This window comes from Micromonospora sp. B006, assembly GCF_003408515.1.
GTDB lineage: Bacteria > Actinomycetota > Actinomycetes > Mycobacteriales > Micromonosporaceae > Micromonospora > Micromonospora echinospora_A.
Genome location: NZ_CP030865.1, coordinates 1,338,818 through 1,361,182, shown reverse-complemented (window position 1 = coordinate 1,361,182; position 22,365 = coordinate 1,338,818). Strand labels below are relative to the sequence as shown.

Sequence of the window (22,365 nt, the reverse complement as noted above, 5' to 3'; positions counted from 1 at the left end):
GAGAGTCGCGACGTCTCAACCAGGGGGAACGTAGCACCGGGAAATGCAGGCGGTCAATAGCTCATATTGCGTGTCCGGCCGATCGAAAAGCTGCTCGGAAATTGCGGACGAGCGTTCACGAAATTGTTTCGCCGGGCATCGCGACGGTGCGGAGCCGGGTAGCCTGACGACCATGATCACGGCGCCGGACCTGTCCCGGGGCGGTACCCGGGGCGGCCGCTGGGCCACCGCCGCGTGCTGGCTGGCAGTCGCGCCGGTCGCCGCCTGGGCGCTCGTCCGCCTGGCCGGGCTGGAACGCGGTCCGCTGGTGCTGGCGATCGCCTTCACGCCGTACGTCGCCGCGGTGGCCCCGGTCGTGGCGGTGTCGGCGCTCGCCCTGCGGCGGCGGGCCCCGGCGGCGGTCGCGGCCCTCGCCGCGCTGTCGCTGATCGGCGCGGTGACGCCCCGGGCGGTTCCCGACACCGGTCCCCCGGCCGACGGGCCGACGCTGCGGCTGCTCACCGCCAACCTGCGCCTCGGCTCGGCCGACGCGGCGGGACTGGTCGGCCTGGTCCGGACGCGCCGGGTGGACGTGCTCACGGTCCAGGAACTCACCCCGGCGCTCGCGACCGAGCTGGACCGGCTCGGCCTGGCCACGCTGCTGCCGTACCGGTCGCTGAGCCCCGAGGTCGGCTCCACCGGCTCCGGCGTGTACGCCCGCCACCCGCTGCGCGACACCGGGCACCGCCGCAACAAGGGGTTCTTCTTCACCCAGGCGTACGCGACGGTGACGGTGCCGGGGGCGCCGCCGCTACGGGTGGAGTCGGCGCATCCGGCCGCGCCGTACGCGGTGGACGTGGTGCCGGACTGGTGGACCGACCAGCGCGCCCAGCCGCCGGCCACCCCGGACGGGCTGAGCGTGCTGGCCGGTGACTTCAACGCGACGCTCGACCACGCGGCGCTGCGGGACCTGATCGCCACCGGCTACACCGACGCGGCGGACGCGGCCGGGGCCGGGTTCGGCGGCACCTGGGGCCCGTACGACGGCGACCCGATCCCGCCGGTCACCATCGACCACGTCCTGGTGGACCGGCGCATCGCGGTGCGCGCCGCCGGCACCTTCCCGGTGCCGGGCAGCGATCACCGCGCGCTGCTGGCCGAACTGCGCCTGCCGGCCGGGTGAGTCAGGCCGCGGTACCGCCGGACACACGGGCCCGGTCCAGGCCGTAGGTGAGGGCGTCGACGAGCGCGACCCAGCTGGCCTCGACGACGTTCGGGTGCACGCCCACAGTGGTCCAGTCGCGGCCGGCCCCGGCGGTCTCCACGAGCACGCGCGTCACCGCGCCGGTGCCGTGGCTGCCCTCCAGGATGCGGACCTTGTAGTCGGCCAGCTCGAATTCGCGCAGCTCCGGGTAGTGCCGCGCCAGTCCCACCCGCAGCGCCTCGTCCAGCGCGTTGACCGGGCCGTTGCCCTCGGCGGTGGCGATCACCCGCTCGCCGCGTACCCGGATCTTCACGGTGGCCTCGGAGACCACGGCGCCGTCCTCGCGGTGCTCGACCAGCACCCGGTACGACTCCAGCGTGAACGGCCGGACCGGCGCCGCGCCCGGCAGCTCCGAGCGGACCAGCAGTTCGAACGAGGCGTCGGCGGCCTCGAAGGACCACCCGTCGGCCTCCAGCTCCTTGACCCGCCCGGTGACCCGGGACAGGGTGTCCGGATGGCCGGCCAGGTCCAGACCGAGCTCACGGCTCTTGAGCTCGATGCTGGCCCGGCCGGCCATCTCGGTCACCAGGATCCGCATGTCGTTGCCCACCACAGTGGGTTCCACGTGGTTGTAGAGCAACGGGTCGACCTTGATCGCGCTCGCGTGCAGCCCCGCCTTGTGAGCGAAGGCGGCGGCCCCGACGTAGGCCTGGTGGGTGTCGGGGGCGATGTTGGCGATCTCGGCGATGGCGTGCGAGACCCGCACCATCTGTTCCAGGCAGCCCTCCGGTAGGACGGGCATGCCCAGCTTGAGCTGAAGATTGGCGACGATCGCGAAGATGTCGGCGTTGCCGGGGCGCTCGCCGTACCCGTTGGCGGTGCCCTGCACGTGGCGGACGCCGGCCTCGACCGCGGCGATGGTGTTGGCGACCGCGCAGGCGGTGTCGTTCTGCGCGTGCATGCCGAGCCGTTCCGGCGCGATCCCGGTCCGCGCCACCAGCCCTTCGATCACGGCGGTGACCTGGGAGGGCAGCATGCCGCCGTTGGTGTCGCAGAGCACGAAGCGCTCGGCGCCGGCGGCCAGCGCGGTCTCCGCCACGGCGGTGGTGTAGCCCGGGTCGAAGCGGAACCCGTCGTAGCAGTGCTCCCCGTCGACGAAGACCCGCCGGCCCTGCGCCACCAGGTACGACACGGTGTCGCGGATCATCGCCAGGTTCTCCTCGGCGGTGGTGCGCAGCGCGCGTTCCACGTGCCGCAGGTCCGCCTTGGCGACCAGGGCGACGGCCGGGGTCTGCGCGTCGAGCAGCCCGCGCACCTGCGGGTCGTCCTCGACCGCCAGGCCGGCCTTGCGGGTGGCGCCGAAGGCGACCAGGATCGCGTGCCGCAGTTCCAGCTCGGTGCGGGCCCGGCGGAAGAACTCGGTGTCCTTCGGCACCGCGCCCGGCCAGCCCCCCTCGATGAAGCCGACCCCGAGGTCGTCGAGCAGGCGGGCGACCGCCAGCTTGTCGACCACCGAGTACGTGAGTCCTTCGCGCTGGGCGCCGTCGCGCAGCGTCGTGTCGTACACCTGGAAGGTCATCGGAGTCCTCTTCTCGTGTCCGTCCTGGGGGGCAAACAAAAAGACCCCCCGCGGATGCGGGAGGTCTGCGCGCTCGGCGAGGGAGGGCCGGCGCGCTAGCTGCTAATGATCAGGACGAAGCTGGTCACGACCCGTACTCTGCCACCTCGCACTCGGTTTTGGGAGGCGAAACCCATATTCCGGGACGATCGCGAGGCCGGTGATCGCCTTCACACCCGGACACCGCCCCCTGGGAGGACAAACACGACTGCGAAAGAATCTTGAACTGATCCAGTTACTGGCCCGGCCACCCTGCCCGGCCACGCTCAAGGAGGACCCGTGCTCACTGTCGGTGACCACTTCCCCGAGTACGAACTCACCGCCTGCGTGTCGCTCGACGCCGACAAGGCGTTCGAGACGATCAACCACAAGTCCCACGAGGGCCAGTGGCGCGTCGTGTTCTTCTGGCCGAAGGACTTCACCTTCGTCTGCCCCACCGAGATCGCCGAGTTCGGTCGCCTCAACGGCGAGTTCGCCGACCGCGACGCCCAGGTGCTCGGCGTCTCCGTCGACAACGAGTTCGTCCACTACGCCTGGCGCAAGGACCACCCGGACCTGCGCGAGCTGCCCTTCCCGATGCTCAGCGACATCAAGCGTGAGCTGACCTCCGCCTGCGGCGTGCTCGGCGCCGACGGTGTCGCCCAGCGGGCCACCTTCATCGTGGACCCGAACAACGAGATCCAGTTCGTCATGGTGACCGCCGGTTCGGTCGGCCGCAACGTCTCCGAGGTGCTGCGGGTGCTCGACGCGCTCCAGACCGACGAGCTGTGCCCGTGCAACTGGAACAAGGGTGCGGCGACGCTCGACGCCAACGCGCTCCTCGCCGGCGCCGGGGCCTGACATGGGCCTGGACGCGATCAAGGCGGGCCTGCCGGAGTACGCCAAGGACATCCGGCTCAACCTCGGCTCCACCATCACCACCTCGACGCTGAAGCCGGAGCAGGCCTGGGGCACCGCCCTGGCGTGCGCCGTGGCGGCCCGCAACCCGGTGGCGCTGCGGGAGATCGCCGCCGAGGCGGCCGGTCACCTCACGCCCGAGGCGGTCGAGGCGGCCAAGGGCGCGGCGGCGGTCATGGCGATGAACAACGTCTACTACCGGGCCAAGCACCTGATCGGCGACGAGCAGTACGCGTCGCTGCCGGCCCGGCTGCGGATGCAGATCATCGCCCGCCCCGGCGTGGAGAAGACCGACTTCGAGCTGTGGTGCCTCGCCGTCTCGGCGATCACCGGCTGCGGCGTCTGCCTGGAGTCGCACGAGAAGACGCTGCGCGCCGCCGGGTTCAGCCGTGAGCAGGTGCACGAGGGGCTGCGGATCGCGGCCGTCGTACACGCCGCCGCGGTGACCCTGGACGCGGAGGCCGCGCTGGCCTGATCCACCGGCCCGAACGCGCCCGACCGGCGCCACGCGGGCCGACGTCCCGAGGGGCCGGCGTCACCACCGTGGCACCGGCCCCTCGGCGTCGGCGGGCCGGCCCTTCGGCGGTTGACCCCCGGACAGCGTGGGTAACCCTCCCGACTGATGACGGCGCCGCGACGGCCGCGGCCCTCGAGACGGGAGGCGGCACATGGACGGACTGGACCCGCGCGCCACGCACGGCGGCACCGAGCCGATCCTCGACGACGGCCGGGGCACCGTCGCCGGCGGCGCTCCGGCGGGCGCCTTCGACCCGTGGCGCTACCGCGACGAGGCGGGCGTGGCGAGCGCCGACCTGACCGGCTACAAGGTCGAGGCCACCGACGGCGCCATCGGCAAGATCGACCGGGCGAGCCACGAGGTGGACGACAGCTACCTGGTCGTGGACACCGGCCCGTGGATCTTCGGCAAGAAGGTGATGCTCCCGGCCGGGACCGTGAACCACGTCGACCACGACGCCCGCACCGTGCACGTCGACCGGGAGAAGGACCAGATCAAGGCCGCCCCGGAGTACGACGAGTCCAGCCACGCCGACCCGGGCTACCGGGACCGGCTCGGCGGCTACTACGGCGAGAGCCACTCGGCGCTGCCGCCGGACGTACCGCCGCGCATCTGACACCTCGGCGACGGCCGGCGGGACGTGTGAACGCCCCGCCGGCCGTTACCGTGTCGGATGTGGACGCCCCGCAGAGCCCCTTCCCCACCCTGTTCAACTTCCGTGAGGTCGGCGGGTACGCCGCCGGCGACGGGCGCACCGTACGGCGCGGCCGGCTCTACCGTTCCGACTCGCTGCACCGCATCGACGAGACCGACCGGGCGGCGTTCACCGCGCTCGGCATCCGTACCGTGATCGACCTGCGCCGCCCCACCGAGGTGGAACGCGACGGGCGGGTGCCCGCCTACGACGGGCTCACCTACCGGCACATCCACCCCGAGCACGCCGACTGGGGCGCGAACCGGTTCGACCCCTCCGGCGTCAGCCTGGCCCGCTACCTGGCCGACCGGTACGCCGACCTGGCGCGTACCGGCACGGCGGGGCTCGCCGAGGCGGTCGGGCTGATCGCCGACAGCGCCAACGCCCCGGTGGTGGTGCACTGCGTCGCCGGCAAGGACCGCACCGGCATCGTCTGCGCGCTCACGCTCGCAGTGCTCGGGGTGCCCGACGAGGACGTGGTCGCCGACTACGCGCTCAGCAGCGCCGCCTCGCAGCGCTTCGCCGAGTGGGTACGGGCCACGCTGCCGGACGCGGAGGAACCGCCGCCGCCGTTCCTGGCCTCGCCCGCCGAGGCGATGGAGCTGTTCCTGGCCGAGCTGCGCGCCGGCTACGGCTCGGTCGAGGGCTATCTGACCCACGCCGGCGTCACCGAGGCGCAGTTGGAGTCCCTGCGCACCCACCTGCTGGACTGACCCCGCCGCGTGGTGGTCGGGGAGCGGACTCCTCGACCACCGCGCGGGCGGGACGGTCAGATGACCCGGGTGACCCAGCCGTGCGGGTCCTCGGCGCGACCGCGCTGGATGTCCACCAGCTTCTGGCGCAGCGCCATGGTGACCTGGCCGGGCTCGCCGCCGCCGATGAGGAACTCGCCGTCCGGGAACCGCACGCCGCCGATCGGGGTGACGACAGCGGCCGTGCCGCAGGCGAACACCTCGCGCAGCCGCCCGCCGGCCGCGTCCGTCTGCCAGTCGGCGAAGCTGACCGGCGCCTCCCGCACCTCGTGCCCGGCCTCGGCGGCCAGCGTGAGGATCGCGTCGCGGGTGATGCCGGGCAGGATCGTGCCGCCCAGCGGCGGGGTGACGATGCTGCCGTCGTCGTAGACGAAGAAGACGTTCATGCCGCCCAGTTCGTCGACGTAGCGCCGCTCGACCGCGTCCAGGAAGACCACCTGGTCGCAGCCGGCCTCGATCGCCTCGGCCTGCGCCGCGAGCGAGGCCGCGTAGTTGCCGCCGCACTTCGCCGCGCCGGTGCCGCCGGGCGCCGCCCGGGTGTAGTCCGGCGAGACCCAGACCGTCACCGGCTTCACCCCACCGGAGAAGTACGCCCCGGCCGGCGAGGCGATGACGCAGTAGAGGTATTCGTTGGCCGGGCGCACACCGAGGAAGACCTCGCTGGCGAACATGAACGGACGCAGGTAGAGGCTGGCGTCCTCGTGCTGCGGGATCCACGCCTGGTCGATCTCGACGAGCCGGCGCAGCGACTCCACGAACGTCTCGTCCGGCAGCTCCGGCATGGCGAGCCGGCGGGCGGACGCGTTGAACCGGGCCGCGTTCGCCTCCGGGCGGAACATCGTCACCGCGTCACCGGTGCGGTACGCCTTCAGCCCCTCGAAGATCTCCTGCGCGTAGTGCAGCACCGCCGCGGCCGGGTCCATCGGGATCGGCGCGCGCGCCTCCAGGCGGGCGTCGTACCAGCCCTTGCCCTCGGCGTAGCGGATGGTGACCATGTGGTCGGTGAAGACCCGGCCGAAACCGGGGTTCGCCAGCAGGGCGGCCCGGTCGGCGGCGGATACCGGCGCGGGATTCGGACGGATCTCGAAATCGAGCTTGTCACCACCGCTCATCGCGCTGACCTCCCTGCGGGTTGACGGCATGCGGGATCGCACGCCGACGTCACTGGTGCCAGAAACTTACCCCGAACGGTCGTTCAGCGGATAGATCCGCCCGCGGGCGGTCACGCCGCACCGGACCGCCGGAGCGGGCCCGGAGACGGGTCTGGCGGCCCGTTACCGGGCCGCCAGGGAGGATCGGCCCGGTCAGGATACGGCGTACCCGGCGAGCCGGTCGCCGACCTCCTCGGTGCGCAGCGGCGCGCCGGGCGTACGCGCGGCCAGCTCGGCGCCGACCGCGGCGGTCACCCGGGCGGCGGCGTCGGCGTGGCCGAGCTGGTCCAGCAGCAGCGCGGCGGAGAGCACGGCGGCGACCGGGTCGGCGACGCCCTTGCCGGCGATGTCGGGCGCGGAGCCGTGCACCGGCTCGAACATCGACGGGTAGCGCCCCTCCGGGTTGATGCAGCCGCTGGCCGCCAGCCCGATGCCGCCGGTCACCGCGGCGGCGATGTCGGTGAGGATGTCGCCGAAGAGGTTGTCGGTGACCACCACGTCGTAGCGGGACGGGTTGGTCACCAGGAACATCGCGGCGGCGTCGATGTGCTGGTACTCGGTGGTGACGTCGGGGTGCTCGGCGGCCACCGCGGCGAAGGCACGCGACCAGAGCGATCCGGCGTGGGTGAGCACGTTGGTCTTGTGCACGAGCGTGACCTTGCGCCGTTCGCGGCGGCGGGCGCGGGCGAAGGCGTCGCGGATGACCCGCTCGACGCCGTGCCGGGTGTTCAGGCTCTCCTCGGTGGCCACCTCGGCCGGGGTGTCCCGGTGCAGCGCGCCACCGGCGCCCGCGTACAGGCCCTCGGTGCCCTCGCGGACCACCACGAGGTCGACCTCGCCGGGCTTGACCGCGGCGAGCGGGCCGCCGACGCCGGGCCAGAGCTGGGACGGGCGCAGGTTGACGTACTGGTCGAAGGCGAACCGGAGCTTGAGCAGCAGGCCGCGCTCCAGCACGCCCGGCGGCACGGTCGGGTCGCCGACCGCGCCGAGCAGGATGGCGTCGTGACCGGCCAGCTCGTCGAGGACGGAGTCGGGCAGCGCCTCGCCGGTGCGGTGCCAGCGCGCCGCGCCCAGGTCGTACTCGGTGGCCTCGATGCCCGGCAGCACCGCGTCGAGGACCTTGCGGGCCTGCGCGACCACCTCGGGTCCGATGCCGTCGCCGGCCACCACCGCGATGCGTGCCACCTGATGCTCCTCGTCTCGACGTTCTCGGCAACGGTACGTCGGTGTCCCGGCCCCCGGTACGACTCTTCCACCATTCGGGAAAGGCGAGTCACAGGATGCTCCCAGCCGACACTCATGGTGCCGTCATCTCCACTGCTTAGGGTCGGGTTCGATCGGGTCGACGCAGGCCCGGAACCGGCCACCGCCGCGACACGGCGGCGACCACCGAGGGGCAGGTGTCATGCGGATCGAACACCGGCGAACCCACTGGGCGGACGAGCAACCACGTACCCGCTGGGTCGATCAGTCCGCGTTCCGCCCGGTCCGTCCGGACCTGCACCTGGGCGCCGCCAGCCACCGCGTCGAGCGGCCCGGCGCCGGCGCGTTCGGCCGGATCGCCGTCCGGCACACGGTGACCACCTCGACCGCCGACTACACGCTGCTGCTCAACGCACCCGAGTGGCTGGGCCACCGGGCGGTGGGCGAGGCGCTGCGGGACGCCGTCGCCGAACTGCGGGCCGTCGACCTCACCTACGGACCGAACCGGCCGGACAGCCTCGTGTCCCGGCTGCGCCGCGACGAGATCAGCCCCGACTCGTACCCCCCGCTGGCCGACCTGATCGACCTCTGCGCGTCGATGCGGGCGGCGACCGACGGATGGTTCGACGCCTGGGCCGTGCCCGGCGGCTTCGACCCGGGCGGTCTGCTCGGCGGCTGGGCGGTGGAGCGGGCCGCGGCGCGGCTGCGCGCCGCCGGCGTCCACGACTACGCCGTGCTCAGCGGCGCCGACCTGACGGTACGCGGGCGCGCGGCGCACGGCGGGCCGTGGCGCGTCGCGGTGCACCACCCCACCGACACCCGGCGGACGCCTGTCGTGCTGGAGATGACGACCGGCGCGGTGGGCACCTCCGGCGTCACCGGGCGGCGGGGGCACGTGATCGACCCGCACACCGGCGAGCCCACCGACCGTCTGGTGGCCGCCACCGTGATCGGCCCGGACCTGGCCGTCGCCGACGCCTACGCCACCGCCCTGTACGCCGCCGGACCGGCCGGGCTGGCCTGGTTCCGCCACGACTCGGACTACCGCCCGCTGTTCGCGCAGCACCGGCGCTGAGCCGCGATCGGCCCCCGCGGTCTCGGCAACGACCGTGGGGGCCGGTCAGCGACGAGTGCGCGTGGCTCGCGCAATCGAGGGGTGCGGGCCGACAGGGCGGACGCCCGACCGCGCCACCCGAAGACGGGCCGGGGATCGACTCAGCCAGAAACCGCAACGGTACGCTAGCGAATCGACGCAACTCGACGCAAGAGTCTCCACAGCGGACGCTTGGGAATCGGTGTCGGCAATCAGCCGGTGAACGCACGGTGGGGCAGAGGTGACGGGCCGGGCCCGGGATGGCACGCTGTCCGCCGTGAGTTTCGATCTGAGCGTGTGGGCCCTGCCGAACGGGGCGACACCGGACCAGGTGCGGGCGGCGGTGCAGCAGTGCCGCGAGGGCTGGCACGGCAGGCAGCAACCCGACCCGAGGCTGGTCGCCTTCTACCGGGCGATCACGGCGAGCTACCCCGACGGTCCGACCCGGCCGGGTACGCCGTGGGAGGCGCCGTTGCACACGGCCGCCGACCACATCGAGATGAACCTGAACCCGACCTGCCCGGACCAGGTCCTGCTGGACATCGAACGGCTGGCCGGCGAACACGACCTGATGCTCTTCGACGCGCAGGACGGCTCGGTCTACCCGCCACCGGCCCGCGTGCGTTCCTGACCGGCCGGAACGACGAAGGGCCCGGCCGCATCCGGCCGGGCCCCGATGTGTCCTGTCCGGACTACACGTCGCGCAGGTCGGCGGCGCTGGCCGCCACCGCGCCGATCGAGTCGGCGGCGGAGGTGAGCAGGTCGGCGCCGAGCGCCTGGTCGACGGTGAGCGTCATCAGCGTCTCGCCACCGGCCTCGCGGCGGGCCACCTGCATGGCGGCGATGTTGACACCGGCCTCGCCGAGCAGCGTGCCGACGGTGCCGACCACGCCGGGCCGGTCGGCGTAGCGCAGGAAGACCAGGATGCCCTCCGCGCCGATCTCCACGTCGAAGCCGTCCACCTCGGTCAGCTTGAACACGTCACGGGCACCGGTGTGCACCACGGTGCCGGACACCCGGACGGTACGCCCGTCCGGCAGCGCGCCGCGCACGGTCACCAGGTTCGGGTGGTCGACCGTCTCGCCCGGCGTGGCCAGGGTGACCTCGACGCCCCGCTCGGCGGCCAGGTGCGGCGCGTTGACGTAGGTGACCTGCTCCTCCACCACGGAGCTGAACAGCCCCTTGGTGGCGGCGAGCTTGAGCACCGACACGTCGTGGCCGGCGATCTCACCGCGCACCTCGACGGTCACGCTGGCGGCCACCCCGCCGGCCAGGGCGGTGAACGCCCGGCCCAGCCGCTCGGCAAGCGGCAGCAGCGGGCGTACGTCCTCGGCGACCACGCCGCCGGCCTGCACGTTCACCGCGTCCGGGACGAACTCGCCCTGGAGCGCGAGCTTGACGCTCTTGGCCACGGCGAGACCGGCCTTGTCCTGCGCCTCGTTGGTGGAGGCGCCCAGGTGCGGGGTGGCCACCACGTTGTCGAAGGCGAACAGCGGCGAGGAGGTGCAGGGCTCCTTGGCGTACACGTCGACGCCGGCGCCGGCGACCCGGCCCTCCGCGATCGCGTCGGCGAGCGCCTGCTCGTCGACCAGCCCGCCCCGGGCCGCGTTGACGATCCGGACGCCCGGCTTGACGATCGCCAGCTCCTTCTCGCCGATCAGGCCCACCGTCTCCGGCGTCTTCGGCAGGTGGATGGAGATGAAGTCGCTCTCCCGCAGCAGCTCCTCCAGCCCGACCAGGCGGACGCCGAGCTGCGCGGCGCGGGCCGGCTGGATGTACGGGTCGTACGCGATCAGCCGGGTGCCGAACGCGGCGATGCGCTGGGCGAAGAGCACGCCGATGCGACCGAGGCCGACCACGCCCACGGTCTTGCCCTGGATCTCCACGCCGGTGTACTTGGACCGCTTCCACTCGCCGGCCTTGAGCGCGGCACTGGCGCTGGCGGTGTTGCGGGCCACCGCGAGCAGCAGCGCGACGGCCTGCTCGGCGGCGGAGACGATGTTCGAGGTGGGCGCGTTGACGACCATGACGCCCCGGGCGGTGGCGGCGGGCACCTCGACGTTGTCCAGACCGACGCCGGCGCGGGCGACCACCTTGAGCCGCGGCGCGGCCGCGATCGCCTCGGCGTCGATCTGGGTGGCGCTTCGTACGATCACCGCGTCGGCCTCGGAGAGCGCGGAGAGCAGGGCCGGGCGGTCGGTGCCGTCCACGTGGCGCACGTCGAAGTCGTGGGCGAGCACCTCGATGGCGGCGGGGGCGAGTTCTTCGGCGATCAGTACGACAGGATTCATCGGTCCTCGTAGACGTCGTATGCGGTCGGTTCGGGGCATCAGGACGCCGCGCTGCGCCCTCCGCTGATCCGCACCATGGCCGTCGGTGCGCTCGGGCACCACACCAAGGATGGTAGGTGGCCGTCCGCCCGGCGTGTCCCGGAGTGCGGGGTGAGGGCCCTCACACGGGCCCGTCGCACGCCTGTCATCCCCCGTTCACCGGGCACCGCGCTGGCATCGGGCCGCTACAACGGGAGCTGTCGTCACGAGGGAGGAAGCGCCGATGTCGGTGGTCGTCCGGATCGCGCTGCTGCGGCCGATGGCCCGGCTCGACCCGCTCGGTTGGGGGCCGAGGCTGGCCGAGGCGCTGATCACCCGGTCCCAGGTGGTGAGCGGACTGCGGGGCGGAACGGCCCGGCGGACGGCCGCCGCCCAGGAGTCGGTGGCGCTCTGCCGTCGGCTGGTCGCCGAACGCCCGGATCGGCACCGGACGGCTCTGGCCCGGGCGCTGGTGGCCCGCGCCGGCGTGCCGGACGTCCGTCCCACGACCGCGGTCATCGCCGAGCTCAACGAGGCGATCGGGTACGTCGAGGAGTCGTCCGACCGGCTCGGGCTCGTGGCGCTCGCCACCGCTCGGACGCTGCTCGCCCGGCACCGGTCCCATCTCGGCGAGGTACGGGAGGCGCTCGCGTCGACGCGGCTGGCGCTGCGCGCCTGGGCCGGCGCGGAGCCGCTCACCGCCGACGACCGGGCCCGGCGGATCCTCACCCTGCTGGCCACCGGCGAGGCGGCGACGGCGCTGGGGCGGCACGACGAAGCTCTGGACGTTCGCCGGCAGGCGCGGAACGCGTACCGCGCGCTTCCCTGGCGGCATCGGTTCCGCTGGAAGGCCGCCGGCGCCGAGACGGCGGTACACCTCGCGTCCAGCATGGCGGTGAACGGTCGTCACCGGGAGGCATTGGAACTGCTGACGGCGTCCGCGGCGGACCTGGAGGTGCTCCGCTCCGTCACACCGGTGCCCGGGCACCGTGTCTCCGCCGACGCGCTGCTGACCGAGTCGCGCTGCCGGCAGGCACTCGGAGAGGTCGAGGCGGCCGAGCGGGCCGGCGCCGGGGCGGTCGACCTCCTACGGCCCTGGGTCGACCAGACTCCCGGGGTACGCGGGAGCGGCCTGGCCAAGGCGTTGCGCGCGCACGGTTCACTGCTGCTGGAGACGGGCCGACCGGACGAGGGCGTCGCCCGCCTCGCCGAAGCCGTCGAGGTGGCGCGCGCCGGCGGGGGCGTCCCACTGGCGCAGTCACTGATGGCGCTCGTCCCGGCACGGATGACGGTCGGCGCGTGGGACGACGTGGAGCCGCTCCTGGAGGAGCTGCTGCCGCTCTGTCGACGGCGGGCCGACGACCTGCCCGAGGTGTTCCGCCCGCTGCTCGTCCGGGGCCTGTGCGCGGTGACGGTCGTGTCCGCCTTCAAGCGGGGCGACGAGGATCCGCCGCCGCCCGGCACGCGGATCGCCGGTATGACCGGGACAGCGGCCGGCCGGGAGGCGGTCGAGCTGGCCCGGTCACTGGTGGCCGGACAACCGACCTACCGTGGGCTGCTGAGCGAGGCCCTGTTCTGCCTGGAGCGGGCCCTGTACCGGTCCGGTGACGTGGCCGGGGCGGCCGAGGCGCTGCGGGAGTGCGTGGCCCTGCGCCGGGAGCTGGCCGACGAGGATCCGGCCCGCCGGGCCGGCCTCTCCCAGGCGCTGGGCAATCTCGGCAACCGGCTGGACGCGCTGGGCCGGCTCGACGAGGCGTACGACGCCCACCGCGAGTCGGTGGAGCAGGCGCGTGCGGTGGACGGCGGGCTGCCGCCCGCGGAGATGGCCGTCGCACTGCGCAACCTGGCCACGTCGCTGGCTGCGCTCGGCCGCCCGGACGAGGCCGGGCGGGCACTCGCCGAGGCGGACCGGCTGGTGGCCGCCTGACCGGCGGTGGGTGGGTGGAGCGGACTCCGGCCCGCGCCCGGACGCCGGGGAGAGCGTCGGGTCGCGGGCCGCACGTGGGAGGGTTCAGGCGGTCTCGGTGATCGGCCGGTCGACCCAGCTCATCATGCCGCGCAGCTTCTGCCCGGTCTCCTCGATCGGGTGCGCCGCGCCCTCGGCCCGCCACTTGGCGAAGTTCGGCCGGCCCGCCTCGTCCTCGGCCACCCACTCGCGGGCGAACTCGCCGGACTGGATCTCGCCGAGGATCTTGCGCATCTCCTCCTTGACCCGCGAGTCGATCACGCGCGGGCCACGGGACAGGTCGCCGTACTCGGCGGTGTCGGAGATGCTGTAGCGCATCCGGGCGATGCCGCCCTCGTACATCAGGTCGACGATCAGCTTCAGCTCGTGCAGGCACTCGAAGTAGGCCACCTCGGGCGCGTAGCCGGCCTCGGTGAGCACCTCGAAACCGGTCTGCACCAGCGCCGCCGCGCCGCCGCAGAGCACCGCCTGCTCGCCGAACAGGTCGGTCTCCGTCTCCTCGGTGAACGTGGTCCGGATCACGCCGGCCCGGGTGCCGCCGATCGCCTTCGCGTAGGCCAGGGCCAGCCCGAGCGCGTTGCCGCTGGCGTCCTGCTCGACGGCCACCAGGCAGGGCACACCCTTGCCGTCGACGTACTGACGGCGGACCAGGTGGCCGGGGCCCTTCGGGGCGACCATCGCCACGTCCACGTCGGCCGGGGGCTTGATCAGGCCGTACCGGATGTTGAAGCCGTGCCCGAAGAACAGCGCCTTGCCGGCGGTCAGGTTCGGCGCGATGGCCTCGGCGTAGAGGCCCCGCTGGGCGGTGTCCGGCGCCAGGATCATGATCACGTCGGCCTCGGCGGCCGCCTCGGCGGGCGTGAGCACGCGCAGGCCCTGCTCCTCGGCCTTCGGCCGGCTCTTCGACCCGGCGGGCAGGCCGATCACCACGTCGACGCCCGAGTCGCGCAGCGACAGCGCGTGCGCGTGGCCCTGGCTGCCGTACCCGATCACGGCGACCTTGCGGCCCTGGATCAGGCCCAGGTCGGCGTCGTCGTCGTAGAACACCTCAACGCTCATTGACTTCCCTTTCGTACGGCGGAGCCCGTCGGCCCGTCGAAAAAACTTGTGGGTACGGATCAGGCGGCGCGCAGGGCCGGGCCGGCGGTGATGGCCCGCGAACCCCGCCCGATGGCCACCGTGCCGGACTGGACCATCTCCTTGATGCCGAACGGCTCCAGGTCACGCAGCAGCGCGTCGAGCTTGTCCGGCGTGCCGGTGGCCTCGACGGTGAGCGTGTCCGGCGCGACGTCGACCACACGGGCACGGAACAGGCCGACCGTCTCCAGCACCTGGGCGCGGGCCGCGCGGTCCGCGCGGACCTTGACCAGGAGCAGTTCCCGCGCCACCGACACCTGCGGGTCCAGCTCCACGATCTTGAGTACGTTGACCAGCTTGTTGAGCTGCTTGGTCACCTGCTCCAGCGGCGAGGACTCGGCGTTGACCACGATGGTGATGCGGGAGACGTCCGGGTTCTCGGTCTCGCCGACAGCGAGGCTGTCGATGTTGAACCCGCGCCGGGAGAACAGCCCGGAGACCCGGGCGAGGACACCCGGCTTGTTCTCCACGAGCACGGACAGCGTGTGCATGGTCATTAGAGCTCGTCCTCGTCGAAGGCGGGGCGCACGCCCCGCGCGAACATGATCTCGTCGTTGCTGGTGCCGGCGGCGACCATCGGCCAGACCATCGCGTCCTTGCCGACCACGAAGTCGATGACCACCGGCGCGTCGTTGATCGCCATGGCCGCCTCGATGGTCTTGTCCACGTCGGCGGCGTTCTCGCAGCGCAGCCCGACGCAGCCGAGCGCCTCGGCGAGCTTGACGAAGTCCGGGATGCGGTGCTTGTGCGTGCCCAGCTCGGTGTTGGAGTAGCGCTCCCCGTAGAACAGGGTCTGCCACTGCCGCACCATGCCCAGGTTGCCGTTGTTGATCACGGCGATCTTGACCGGGATGCCCTCCAGCGCGCAGGTGGCCAGCTCCTGGTTGGTCATCTGGAAGCAGCCGTCGCCGTCGACCGCCCACACCGTGGTGTCCGGCTTGCCGACCTTGGCCCCCATCGCGGCCGGGACGGCGTAGCCCATGGTGCCCAGGCCGCCGGAGTTGAGCCAGGTGTGCGGCTTCTCGTACGAGATGAACTGGCTGGCCCACATCTGGTGCTGGCCGACGCCCGCCACGTAGATCGCGTCCGGGCCGGCGATCTCGCCCAGCCGCTTGATCACGTACTGCGGGGAGAGCGTGCCGTCGGCCGGCTCCTCGAAGCCGAGCGGGTACCGCTCGCGCAGGTCGTCGAGCTGCGCCCACCAGTCGGTCAGGTCGACCGACGGGTGCGCGGCCTGCTCGGCGGTGACAGCCGCGATCAGCTCGTCGATGACGTGCCGCGCGTCGCCCACGATCGGGACGTCGGCGTGCCGGTTCTTGCCGATCTCGGCCGGGTCGATGTCGGCGTGGACCACTGTCGCGTCCGGCGCGAACGAGTCCAGCCTGCCGGTCACCCGGTCGTCGAAGCGGGCGCCCAGCGCCACGATCAGGTCGGCCTTCTGCAGGCCGTAGACCGCGGACACGGTGCCGTGCATGCCCGGCATGCCCAGGTGCTGGCGGTGCGAGTCGGGGAACGCGCCCAGCGCCATCAGCGTGGTGACGACCGGGATGCCGGTCTGCTCGGCCAGCTTCCGCAGCCCCTCGGTGGCGCCGGCCTTGAGCACGCCGCCGCCGACGTAGAGGATCGGACGGCGGGCGCCCGTCATCAGCCGGGCCGCCTCGCGGATCTGCTTGCCGTGCGGGTGCAGCGTGGGCCGGTAGCCGGGCAGGTCGAGCGCGGGCGGCCAGGAGAAGGTCGCGGGCGCCTGCAGGACGTCCTTCGGGATGTCGACCAGCACCGGGCCGGGCCGGCCCGTAGCGGCCAGGTGGAACGCCTCGGCCAGCACCCGCGGGATCTCGTCGGCCGTCTGCACCAGGAAGTTGTGCTTGGTGATCGGCAGCGTGATGCCCTGGATGTCGGCCTCCTGGAAGGCGTCCGTCCCGATCGACGGCCGGGCCACCTGGCCGGTGATCGCCACCATCGGCACCGAGTCCATGTAGGCGTCGGCGATCGGGGTCACCAGGTTCGTCGCGCCCGGGCCGGAGGTGGCGATGCAGACGCCCACCCGGCCGGTGGCCTGCGCGTAACCAGTGGCCGCGTGCCCCGCGCCCTGCTCGTGGCGGACCAGGATGTGCCGGACCGTCGAGTCGTAGAGCGGGTCGTACGCGGGCAGGATCGCACCGCCCGGAATGCCGAAGACCACGTCGACGCCGAGCGCCTCCAGCGACCGCACGAGCGAACCGGCGCCCGAGACCTGCGCGGTGGCGGGCTCCCGTACGGGCGTCTCGGTGGTGGCGGCCGCCGGAGCGGCACGGCCGGGGCGGGCGGCGGAGTCGGAGTCACCGGCCGCGCCGGTGCCGGAACGGGCACGGCGGGCGGAGTGGGCGAGGGTCTCTGGCGTGGGTCTCGTCATGGCGGTTCAAGCCTTCGGAAGTGAGTGGGTGACGCGCTTCTCAGGATGGGACGCGGAGGTCCCGCGATGGGTCCGACGGCAACAAAAAAGCCCACGTGCAGGATGCACGGGGCCAGCGCACTCTCGGTGGGAGAGTGCGCTCAGGTAAGTACTCGCGGCGACCGGTTCGACGACATGCGGCTAAGCCTGACGCATCTCACGCGATGAGTCAACTGATCCCACATTTTGGTTCACGGACGTGGGCGTTTCGGTACCCGGCATGCCCTCCGCCCCCGGCCCCACCTGCGAAGATCCCTCCATCGGAGGACGCTGGGCGGGCACCGCGGCGGGCGGGTTGTTACGCAACCGGGGCAGCAACGGGGACGGGCTGTGCGCCGGCGGGGCCGGTGGCGCCTGGGGCATCGCGGTGTGCCGGTTCCCGGGCGCGGTCGCCGCCTCCAGCATGGCCTCCAGGTGCTCGGCCGGTACGCCCCAGCCGAACAGCGCCCCCTGACCGAACCGGCAGCCGGCGGCCACCACGGCTGCCAGCTCCGTCGGGTTGGTCACACCCTCGGCGATCACCTCCAGGCCGAGCTGGTGCCCCAGGCGCATGACGATGTCGACCATCGGGGCGAACGCCGGACCATCCCGCCCGACCGGCCGGACCGGCTCGTGCTCGGCGACCAGACTGTGGTCGATCTTGAGAATGTCGATCGGCAGCCGCCGGAGCTGGCCGAGCGAGGAGTAGCCGGCGCCGAAGTCGTCCAGCGCGATCCGGACGCCGGTCAGCCGCAGCGCGGTGAGCCGCCGGATCAGCTCGTCCACGTCGGTGGCGACCGCGTGCTCGGTCACCTCCAGCACCAGCCGCTGCGGCGGCACGTGGTGCGCGCGCAGCGCCTCGGCGACCTGGACCACGTACTCGGGCGCGTGCAGCTCGCGCGGTGAGACGTTCACCGACACCCACACGTCGTGCCCGTCGGCGAGCCAGCGGGAGAGCTGGTAGCAGGCCTGGTGCAGCACCCACGCGCCGAGCTTGGCGATCATCCCGCACTCCTCGGCGAGCGGGATGAACTCGTCCGGCCGGACGTTGCCCAGCTCCGGGTGACGCCAGCGCAGCAGCGCCTCCGCGCCGACCGGCCGCACCGACGGCAGCGAGGCCACCGGCTGGAAGACCAGCCGCAGCTCGTCGCGCTCGATCGCGCCGCGCAGCTCGTGCTCCAGCCGGGTACGCCGGCTCAGCAACTGGTCGTAGGTCGCGTCGTAGCGCTCGATCCGGTTCTTGCCCCGCTGCTTGGCGTAGCGCAGGGCCAGGTCGGCGTTGCGCAGCAGCAGCTCCACGTCCGCCTCGCCGTGCCCGGCCGCCACCCCGATGCTCACCGACAGGAAGACCGGCCCGTCGCCCTGCTCGTACGGACGGCCGAGCACCCCGAGCAGCCGGTCGGCCACCGGGCCCGGATCGGCCGACCCGTGCATCAGCACCGCGAACTCGTCACCGCCGAGCCGGGCCGCCAGGTCACCGGGCCGCAGGTTGCCCCGCAGCCGCCGCCCCACCTCGATCAGCACCGCGTCGCCGACGTCGTGGCCCCGCATGTCGTTGACGTTCTTGAACCCGTCCAGGTCGAGCCCGAGCAGGACGCAGGGCACACCCGCCTCGGCGCCGCGGTGCAGCGCCCGCAGCAGCCCGCGCCGGTTCGCCAGCCCGGTGAGCGGGTCGGTGTGCGCCAGCTCACGGAAGTGCGCCTCCCGCTCGGCCAGCCGGCCCGCGTAGCCGCGTACGTCGTTGAGCGCCAGGTACTGCCGGGTGACCAGGGCGAAGCCCTCGACGGTGCCGGCCACGATGGCGTACCCGTCGAACCCACCGCCCTGCACCAGGTGGTACATCGCGGAGGCGGCGATGGCGAACATCGGCACGAAGGCGTACTCGCCGTCGCGCCGGATGAGATCGACGTCGAGCTGCATCAGGTCGGCCCGGCGGCCGGCCACGGCGGTGGCGAGCAGGCCGGCGGCGGTCAGCGCGGCGCCGGTCAGCGCCAAGCCGGGACCGGCCTGGCAGAGCCCGGCCGAGACGCCCAGCCCGCCCGCGGTGACCGCTATCGCGCCGACGCCGAGCAGGGTCAGCCACCCGCGTGGCGGCGCGACCCGCAGCACCAGGATCACTGTCAGCCCGGTGGTCAGCGCCGCGATGATCGTGGCCAGCAGGATCGGCAGGCAGGCGGTCGGCGTGGCGTCGCCGAGGAGCCGGGTCGGCTCGCTGAACGCCACCCAGCCGGCGAACCAGAGCGCGCTGCCCATGATCAGGCCGTCGAGCAACAGCCGGGCGGTGGTGGCGCGGGTCGCGGCGGCGCCGGGCAGCCGGAGGACGGCGGCGCCGAGACCGAGCCCGGCGAGCGTGGTGCCCACCGCGACCAGGATCGCCCAGCCGGTCCGCTGGCCCTGCCGGTGCGCCCAGTGGTCCCCGGCCGCGAACAGGCCGGCGAGACCGACCAGCAGGCCGAGCAGGGCCGCCCCGGCGGCGACGGCAAGCCACAGGTGGGCCTGCCGGCGAGGGCCGGTGCGACGCCGCGCGGACGCGGCGAGCAGCGCCGTGGCGGCGGCCGCGGCGATCCCGCTCAGCGCCGCGACGGTGACCATCCCCGGGGACGACTGCACGCGTCAACTGTGCCGGATGAGCGCCCCCCGTGGGGCACCGGGTGTGCAACTGTTGGGACACAGGGTGCGCGGCGGGGGCGCGCCGCGGGGATGGTGTCAGACTGGGTGTCATGCCTGAGCTGCGGTCGAGGACCTCCACCCACGGTCGGACGATGGCCGGCGCCCGGGCCCTCTGGCGGGCCACCGGGATGACCGACGACGACTTCGGCAAGCCGATCGTCGCCATCGCCAACAGTTTCACCCAGTTCGTACCCGGTCACGTCCACCTCAAGGACCTCGGCGGCCTGGTCGCCGACGCGGTGGCCGAGGCCGGCGGCGTGGGGCGGGAGTTCAACACCATCGCCGTGGACGACGGCATCGCCATGGGCCACGGCGGCATGCTCTACTCCCTGCCCAGCCGGGAGCTGATCGCCGACGCGGTGGAGTACATGGTCAACGCGCACTGCGCGGACGCCCTGGTCTGCATCTCCAACTGCGACAAGATCACCCCGGGCATGCTGCTCGCCGCGCTGCGGCTCAACATCCCCACCGTCTTCGTCTCCGGCGGCCCGATGGAGGCCGGCAAGACGGTGGCGATCGAGGGTGTCGTCCACTCCAAGATCGACCTGATCGACGCCATGATCGCCTCCTCGAACGAGGCGGTCACCGACGACCAGCTCGGCGAGATCGAGCGCTCCGCGTGCCCGACCTGCGGCTCCTGCTCCGGCATGTTCACCGCCAACTCGATGAACTGCCTCACCGAGGCGATCGGCCTGGCGCTGCCCGGCAACGGCTCGACGCTCGCCACCCACGCCGCGCGCCGGTCGCTGTTCGTCGAGGCCGGGCGCACCGTCGTGGAGATCGCCAAGCAGTGGTACGAGAAGGACGACGCCTCGGTGCTGCCGCGCTCGATCGCCGGCCGGGAGGCGTTCGAGAACGCGATCGCCCTCGACGTGGCCATGGGCGGCTCGACGAACACGGTGCTGCACCTGCTCGCCGCCGCCCGCGAGGCGGAGCTGGACTTCGGCGTGGCCGACATCGACGAGATCTCCCGCCGGGTGCCGTGCCTGGCCAAGGTCGCACCGAACTCGCCGAACTACCACATGGAGGACGTGCACCGGGCCGGCGGCATCCCGGCCATCCTCGGCGAGCTGGACCGCGCCGGGCTGCTGCACCGCGACGTGCGGGCGGTGCACTCCCCCGGCCTCGACAAGTGGCTGGCCGACTGGGACGTGCGCGGCGGCTCCGCCACGCCGGAGGCGATCGAGCTGTTCCACGCCGCCCCGGGCGGGGTGCGCACCACCGAGCCGTTCTCCACCGCCAACCGCTGGTCGTCGCTGGACACCGACGCGGCCGGCGGCTGCATCCGCGACCGGGAGCACGCGTACAGCGCGGACGGCGGGCTGGCCATCCTGCACGGCAACCTCGCGCCGGCCGGCTGCGTGGTGAAGACCGCCGGTGTGCCCGAGGAGTGCCTGACGTTCCGCGGCCCGGCCAAGGTCTACGAGTCGCAGGACGACGCGGTGACCGCGATCCTCGCCAAGGAGATCGTCGCCGGAGACGTGGTGGTGATCCGGTACGAGGGCCCGAAGGGCGGCCCCGGCATGCAGGAGATGCTCTACCCGACCTCGTTCCTCAAGGGCCGTGGGCTGGGCCGCTCCTGCGCGCTGCTCACCGACGGCCGGTTCTCCGGCGGCACGTCCGGCCTGTCCATCGGCCACGTCTCCCCCGAGGCGGCCTCCGGTGGGCTGATCGCGTTGGTCCGCGACGGCGACGAGATCGTCATCGACATCCCGGGCCGGTCGATCGAGCTGAACGTCCCCGCCGACGAGCTGGAGGCGCGCCGGGTGGCCGAGGAGAAGCGGGACCGCCCGTACACCCCTGTCGACCGGCAGCGGCCGGTGTCGGCGGCGCTGCGCGCGTACGCGTCGATGGCGACCTCGGCCAGCGACGGCGCCTACCGCCGCGTCCCCGAGTGACGTAAGGAAGGGCCCCCTCTTAACGCCTGCGGTAGAGGAGGGGGCCCTTCTTAACGCCCGCGCGCCGGTAACGTCCGGCGGCGTGGAGACGACTGTGAGCTACGCGCGACTGGTCCGCCCGGCGATCGACCGGGTCTACGTGGGCGCCCGCTGGGCAGCCCGCGCCCGGATGGAGGCGTTCTACGCCGAGCGGGGCTGCACACTCGGCGCGGAGAACAGCTTCTTCTCCGGCGTACTGGCCCGGCCGATGCCCGCCGAGGCGCTGGCCGACGGCCTGGTCTACACCTCCGGCAGCATGGACGAGGAGCTGGCGCAGGGCGTCGTCGTGCGGGACGGCGAGGGCGCGTGGCACCTCACCGACCTGGGCCGGGAACTGACGCTGTTCGCGCAGCGCGCCACCGGCGAGGCCGCCGAGGAACTGTGGGCCATGCTGCCCGGGGTGCTGCCCGGCCTGGCCATCGTGCCCCGGCTCGCCGACCTCGTCGGCCGGGTGCTGGCGTACGCGCAGGCCACCGGCGGGCCGGTGTTCCGGGCGATGTCCCCGCCGTACGAGCCGGCGGGCGCCTCCCCGGCGCTGCTGCTCGTCACCCGGCTGGGCTCCCTGCGGCACCACCGCGCGGACGCCCACCGGGCCGCGTGGCGGGCCGCCGGGCTGACGGCCGACGAGATCCGCGCGCTGCCGGACGGGCCGCAGCGCGCGGCGATCGAGGCGGACACCGACCGTCGCGACGAGCCCGCGTACGCGGTGCTCACCGAGGCCGAGCGGTGGGAGCTGCTGGCCGGCCTCGCCGCCCTGCCCAACTAGCGCCGGTCAGTGGAACGTCACGGGTGTCAAACGGGGCCGTAGACACCCATGACGTTCCACCC

The 22,365-nt window shown here is 73.2% G+C and carries 18 protein-coding genes; 10 read left to right on the top strand and 8 right to left on the bottom strand.

What is annotated here, in order from left to right:
* Positions 1-172: 172 nt before the first annotated feature.
* On the top strand, positions 173-1,162 hold the full coding sequence (locus tag MicB006_RS06600) for an endonuclease/exonuclease/phosphatase family protein (protein WP_116504567.1): 990 nt from the start codon (positions 173-175) through the stop codon (positions 1,160-1,162).
* A 1-nt stretch (position 1,163) separates the two neighbouring features.
* Here MicB006_RS06600 and cimA read toward each other — a convergent pair whose 3' ends face one another.
* Positions 1,164-2,762 (bottom strand): citramalate synthase, encoded by a 1,599-nt coding sequence (gene cimA, locus MicB006_RS06595; RefSeq protein ID WP_116504565.1) that lies wholly within the window; start codon positions 2,760-2,762, stop codon positions 1,164-1,166.
* Between the two features lie 318 nt (positions 2,763-3,080).
* Here cimA and MicB006_RS06590 point away from each other — a divergent pair, with 318 nt between their 5' ends.
* The 4 genes from MicB006_RS06590 to MicB006_RS06575 all read left to right on the top strand — a co-directional run bounded on the left by MicB006_RS06590 (position 3,081) and on the right by MicB006_RS06575 (position 5,622).
* On the top strand, positions 3,081-3,641 hold the full coding sequence (locus MicB006_RS06590) for a peroxiredoxin (RefSeq protein ID WP_069087635.1): 561 nt from the start codon (positions 3,081-3,083) through the stop codon (positions 3,639-3,641).
* 1 nt (position 3,642) lies between these two features.
* On the top strand, positions 3,643-4,173 hold the full coding sequence (locus tag MicB006_RS06585) for a carboxymuconolactone decarboxylase family protein (protein ID WP_116504563.1): 531 nt from the start codon (positions 3,643-3,645) through the stop codon (positions 4,171-4,173).
* 193 nt (positions 4,174-4,366) lie between these two features.
* The gene (locus MicB006_RS06580) at positions 4,367-4,831 is read left to right on the top strand and encodes a hypothetical protein (protein WP_030500871.1); all 465 of its coding nucleotides are present in this window, start codon (positions 4,367-4,369) and stop codon (positions 4,829-4,831) included.
* A 50-nt stretch (positions 4,832-4,881) separates the two neighbouring features.
* On the top strand, positions 4,882-5,622 hold the full coding sequence (locus MicB006_RS06575; RefSeq protein WP_116504561.1) for a tyrosine-protein phosphatase: 741 nt from the start codon (positions 4,882-4,884) through the stop codon (positions 5,620-5,622).
* Positions 5,623-5,678: 56 nt separating this feature from the next.
* On the opposite strand, the gene MicB006_RS06570 is transcribed toward MicB006_RS06575, so the two are convergent.
* Positions 5,679-6,773, bottom strand: a complete 1,095-nt coding sequence (locus tag MicB006_RS06570) for a branched-chain amino acid aminotransferase (protein ID WP_073830433.1) — start codon at positions 6,771-6,773, stop codon at positions 5,679-5,681.
* 192 nt (positions 6,774-6,965) lie between these two features.
* Positions 6,966-7,997: a 3-isopropylmalate dehydrogenase gene (locus tag MicB006_RS06565; protein WP_116504560.1), complete on the bottom strand. Its 1,032-nt coding sequence runs from the start codon at positions 7,995-7,997 to the stop codon at positions 6,966-6,968.
* Positions 7,998-8,217: 220 nt separating this feature from the next.
* Between MicB006_RS06565 and MicB006_RS06560 the strand changes: the two genes are divergently transcribed.
* Both MicB006_RS06560 and MicB006_RS06555 read left to right on the top strand, forming a co-directional pair.
* Positions 8,218-9,090 (top strand): FAD:protein FMN transferase, encoded by an 873-nt coding sequence (locus tag MicB006_RS06560; protein WP_116504558.1) that lies wholly within the window; start codon positions 8,218-8,220, stop codon positions 9,088-9,090.
* Between the two features lie 295 nt (positions 9,091-9,385).
* Entirely contained in the window at positions 9,386-9,739 is a 354-nt protein-coding gene (locus tag MicB006_RS06555; protein ID WP_192900199.1) for a hypothetical protein, read from the top strand.
* 61 nt (positions 9,740-9,800) lie between these two features.
* Here the strand turns inward: MicB006_RS06555 and serA are convergent, their stop codons facing one another.
* A complete protein-coding gene (serA, locus tag MicB006_RS06550) occupies positions 9,801-11,399 on the bottom strand; it encodes a phosphoglycerate dehydrogenase (RefSeq protein ID WP_073830436.1) in 1,599 nt (532 codons plus the stop codon).
* A gap of 262 nt (positions 11,400-11,661) precedes the next feature.
* Here serA and MicB006_RS06545 point away from each other — a divergent pair, with 262 nt between their 5' ends.
* Positions 11,662-13,344, top strand: coding sequence for a tetratricopeptide repeat protein (locus tag MicB006_RS06545; RefSeq protein WP_116504556.1), 1,683 nt, complete (start codon positions 11,662-11,664; stop codon positions 13,342-13,344).
* An 84-nt stretch (positions 13,345-13,428) separates the two neighbouring features.
* On the opposite strand, the gene ilvC is transcribed toward MicB006_RS06545, so the two are convergent.
* From ilvC to MicB006_RS06525, 4 genes are all read right to left on the bottom strand, one after another.
* Positions 13,429-14,442, bottom strand: a complete 1,014-nt coding sequence (gene ilvC / locus MicB006_RS06540) for a ketol-acid reductoisomerase (protein WP_116504554.1) — start codon at positions 14,440-14,442, stop codon at positions 13,429-13,431.
* Positions 14,443-14,501: 59 nt separating this feature from the next.
* Positions 14,502-15,017 (bottom strand): acetolactate synthase small subunit, encoded by a 516-nt coding sequence (ilvN, locus tag MicB006_RS06535; protein WP_073830439.1) that lies wholly within the window; start codon positions 15,015-15,017, stop codon positions 14,502-14,504.
* Positions 15,017-16,912 (bottom strand): acetolactate synthase large subunit, encoded by a 1,896-nt coding sequence (locus MicB006_RS06530; RefSeq protein ID WP_116504552.1) that lies wholly within the window; start codon positions 16,910-16,912, stop codon positions 15,017-15,019. Before MicB006_RS06530 ends, ilvN begins: the two co-directional genes overlap by 1 nt.
* Positions 16,913-17,092: 180 nt before the next feature.
* Complete coding sequence (locus MicB006_RS06525; protein WP_116504550.1) at positions 17,093-19,540, bottom strand: bifunctional diguanylate cyclase/phosphodiesterase; 2,448 nt, start codon at positions 19,538-19,540, stop codon at positions 17,093-17,095.
* Between the two features lie 110 nt (positions 19,541-19,650).
* Between MicB006_RS06525 and ilvD the strand changes: the two genes are divergently transcribed.
* Positions 19,651-21,498 (top strand): dihydroxy-acid dehydratase, encoded by a 1,848-nt coding sequence (gene ilvD / locus MicB006_RS06520; RefSeq protein WP_116504548.1) that lies wholly within the window; start codon positions 19,651-19,653, stop codon positions 21,496-21,498.
* An 82-nt stretch (positions 21,499-21,580) separates the two neighbouring features.
* Complete coding sequence (locus MicB006_RS06515; protein WP_225980668.1) at positions 21,581-22,303, top strand: hypothetical protein; 723 nt, start codon at positions 21,581-21,583, stop codon at positions 22,301-22,303.
* Positions 22,304-22,365: the final 62 nt, after the last annotated feature.

Bases quoted from the DNA above. Each gene is read 5' to 3' on its own strand.
- MicB006_RS06600 (WP_116504567.1), top strand. From the start codon at position 173: ATGATCACGGCGCCGGACCTGTCCCGGGGCGGTACCCGGGGCGGCCGC.
- cimA (WP_116504565.1), bottom strand. From the start codon at position 2,762: ATGACCTTCCAGGTGTACGACACGACGCTGCGCGACGGCGCCCAGCGC.
- MicB006_RS06585 (WP_116504563.1), top strand. From the start codon at position 3,643: ATGGGCCTGGACGCGATCAAGGCGGGCCTGCCGGAGTACGCCAAGGAC.
- MicB006_RS06580 (WP_030500871.1), top strand. From the start codon at position 4,367: ATGGACGGACTGGACCCGCGCGCCACGCACGGCGGCACCGAGCCGATC.
- MicB006_RS06570 (WP_073830433.1), bottom strand. From the start codon at position 6,773: ATGAGCGGTGGTGACAAGCTCGATTTCGAGATCCGTCCGAATCCCGCG.
- MicB006_RS06560 (WP_116504558.1), top strand. From the start codon at position 8,218: ATGCGGATCGAACACCGGCGAACCCACTGGGCGGACGAGCAACCACGT.
- serA (WP_073830436.1), bottom strand. From the start codon at position 11,399: ATGAATCCTGTCGTACTGATCGCCGAAGAACTCGCCCCCGCCGCCATC.
- MicB006_RS06545 (WP_116504556.1), top strand. From the start codon at position 11,662: ATGTCGGTGGTCGTCCGGATCGCGCTGCTGCGGCCGATGGCCCGGCTC.
- ilvC (WP_116504554.1), bottom strand. From the start codon at position 14,442: ATGAGCGTTGAGGTGTTCTACGACGACGACGCCGACCTGGGCCTGATC.
- ilvN (WP_073830439.1), bottom strand. From the start codon at position 15,017: ATGACCATGCACACGCTGTCCGTGCTCGTGGAGAACAAGCCGGGTGTC.
- MicB006_RS06530 (WP_116504552.1), bottom strand. From the start codon at position 16,912: ATGACGAGACCCACGCCAGAGACCCTCGCCCACTCCGCCCGCCGTGCC.
- ilvD (WP_116504548.1), top strand. From the start codon at position 19,651: ATGCCTGAGCTGCGGTCGAGGACCTCCACCCACGGTCGGACGATGGCC.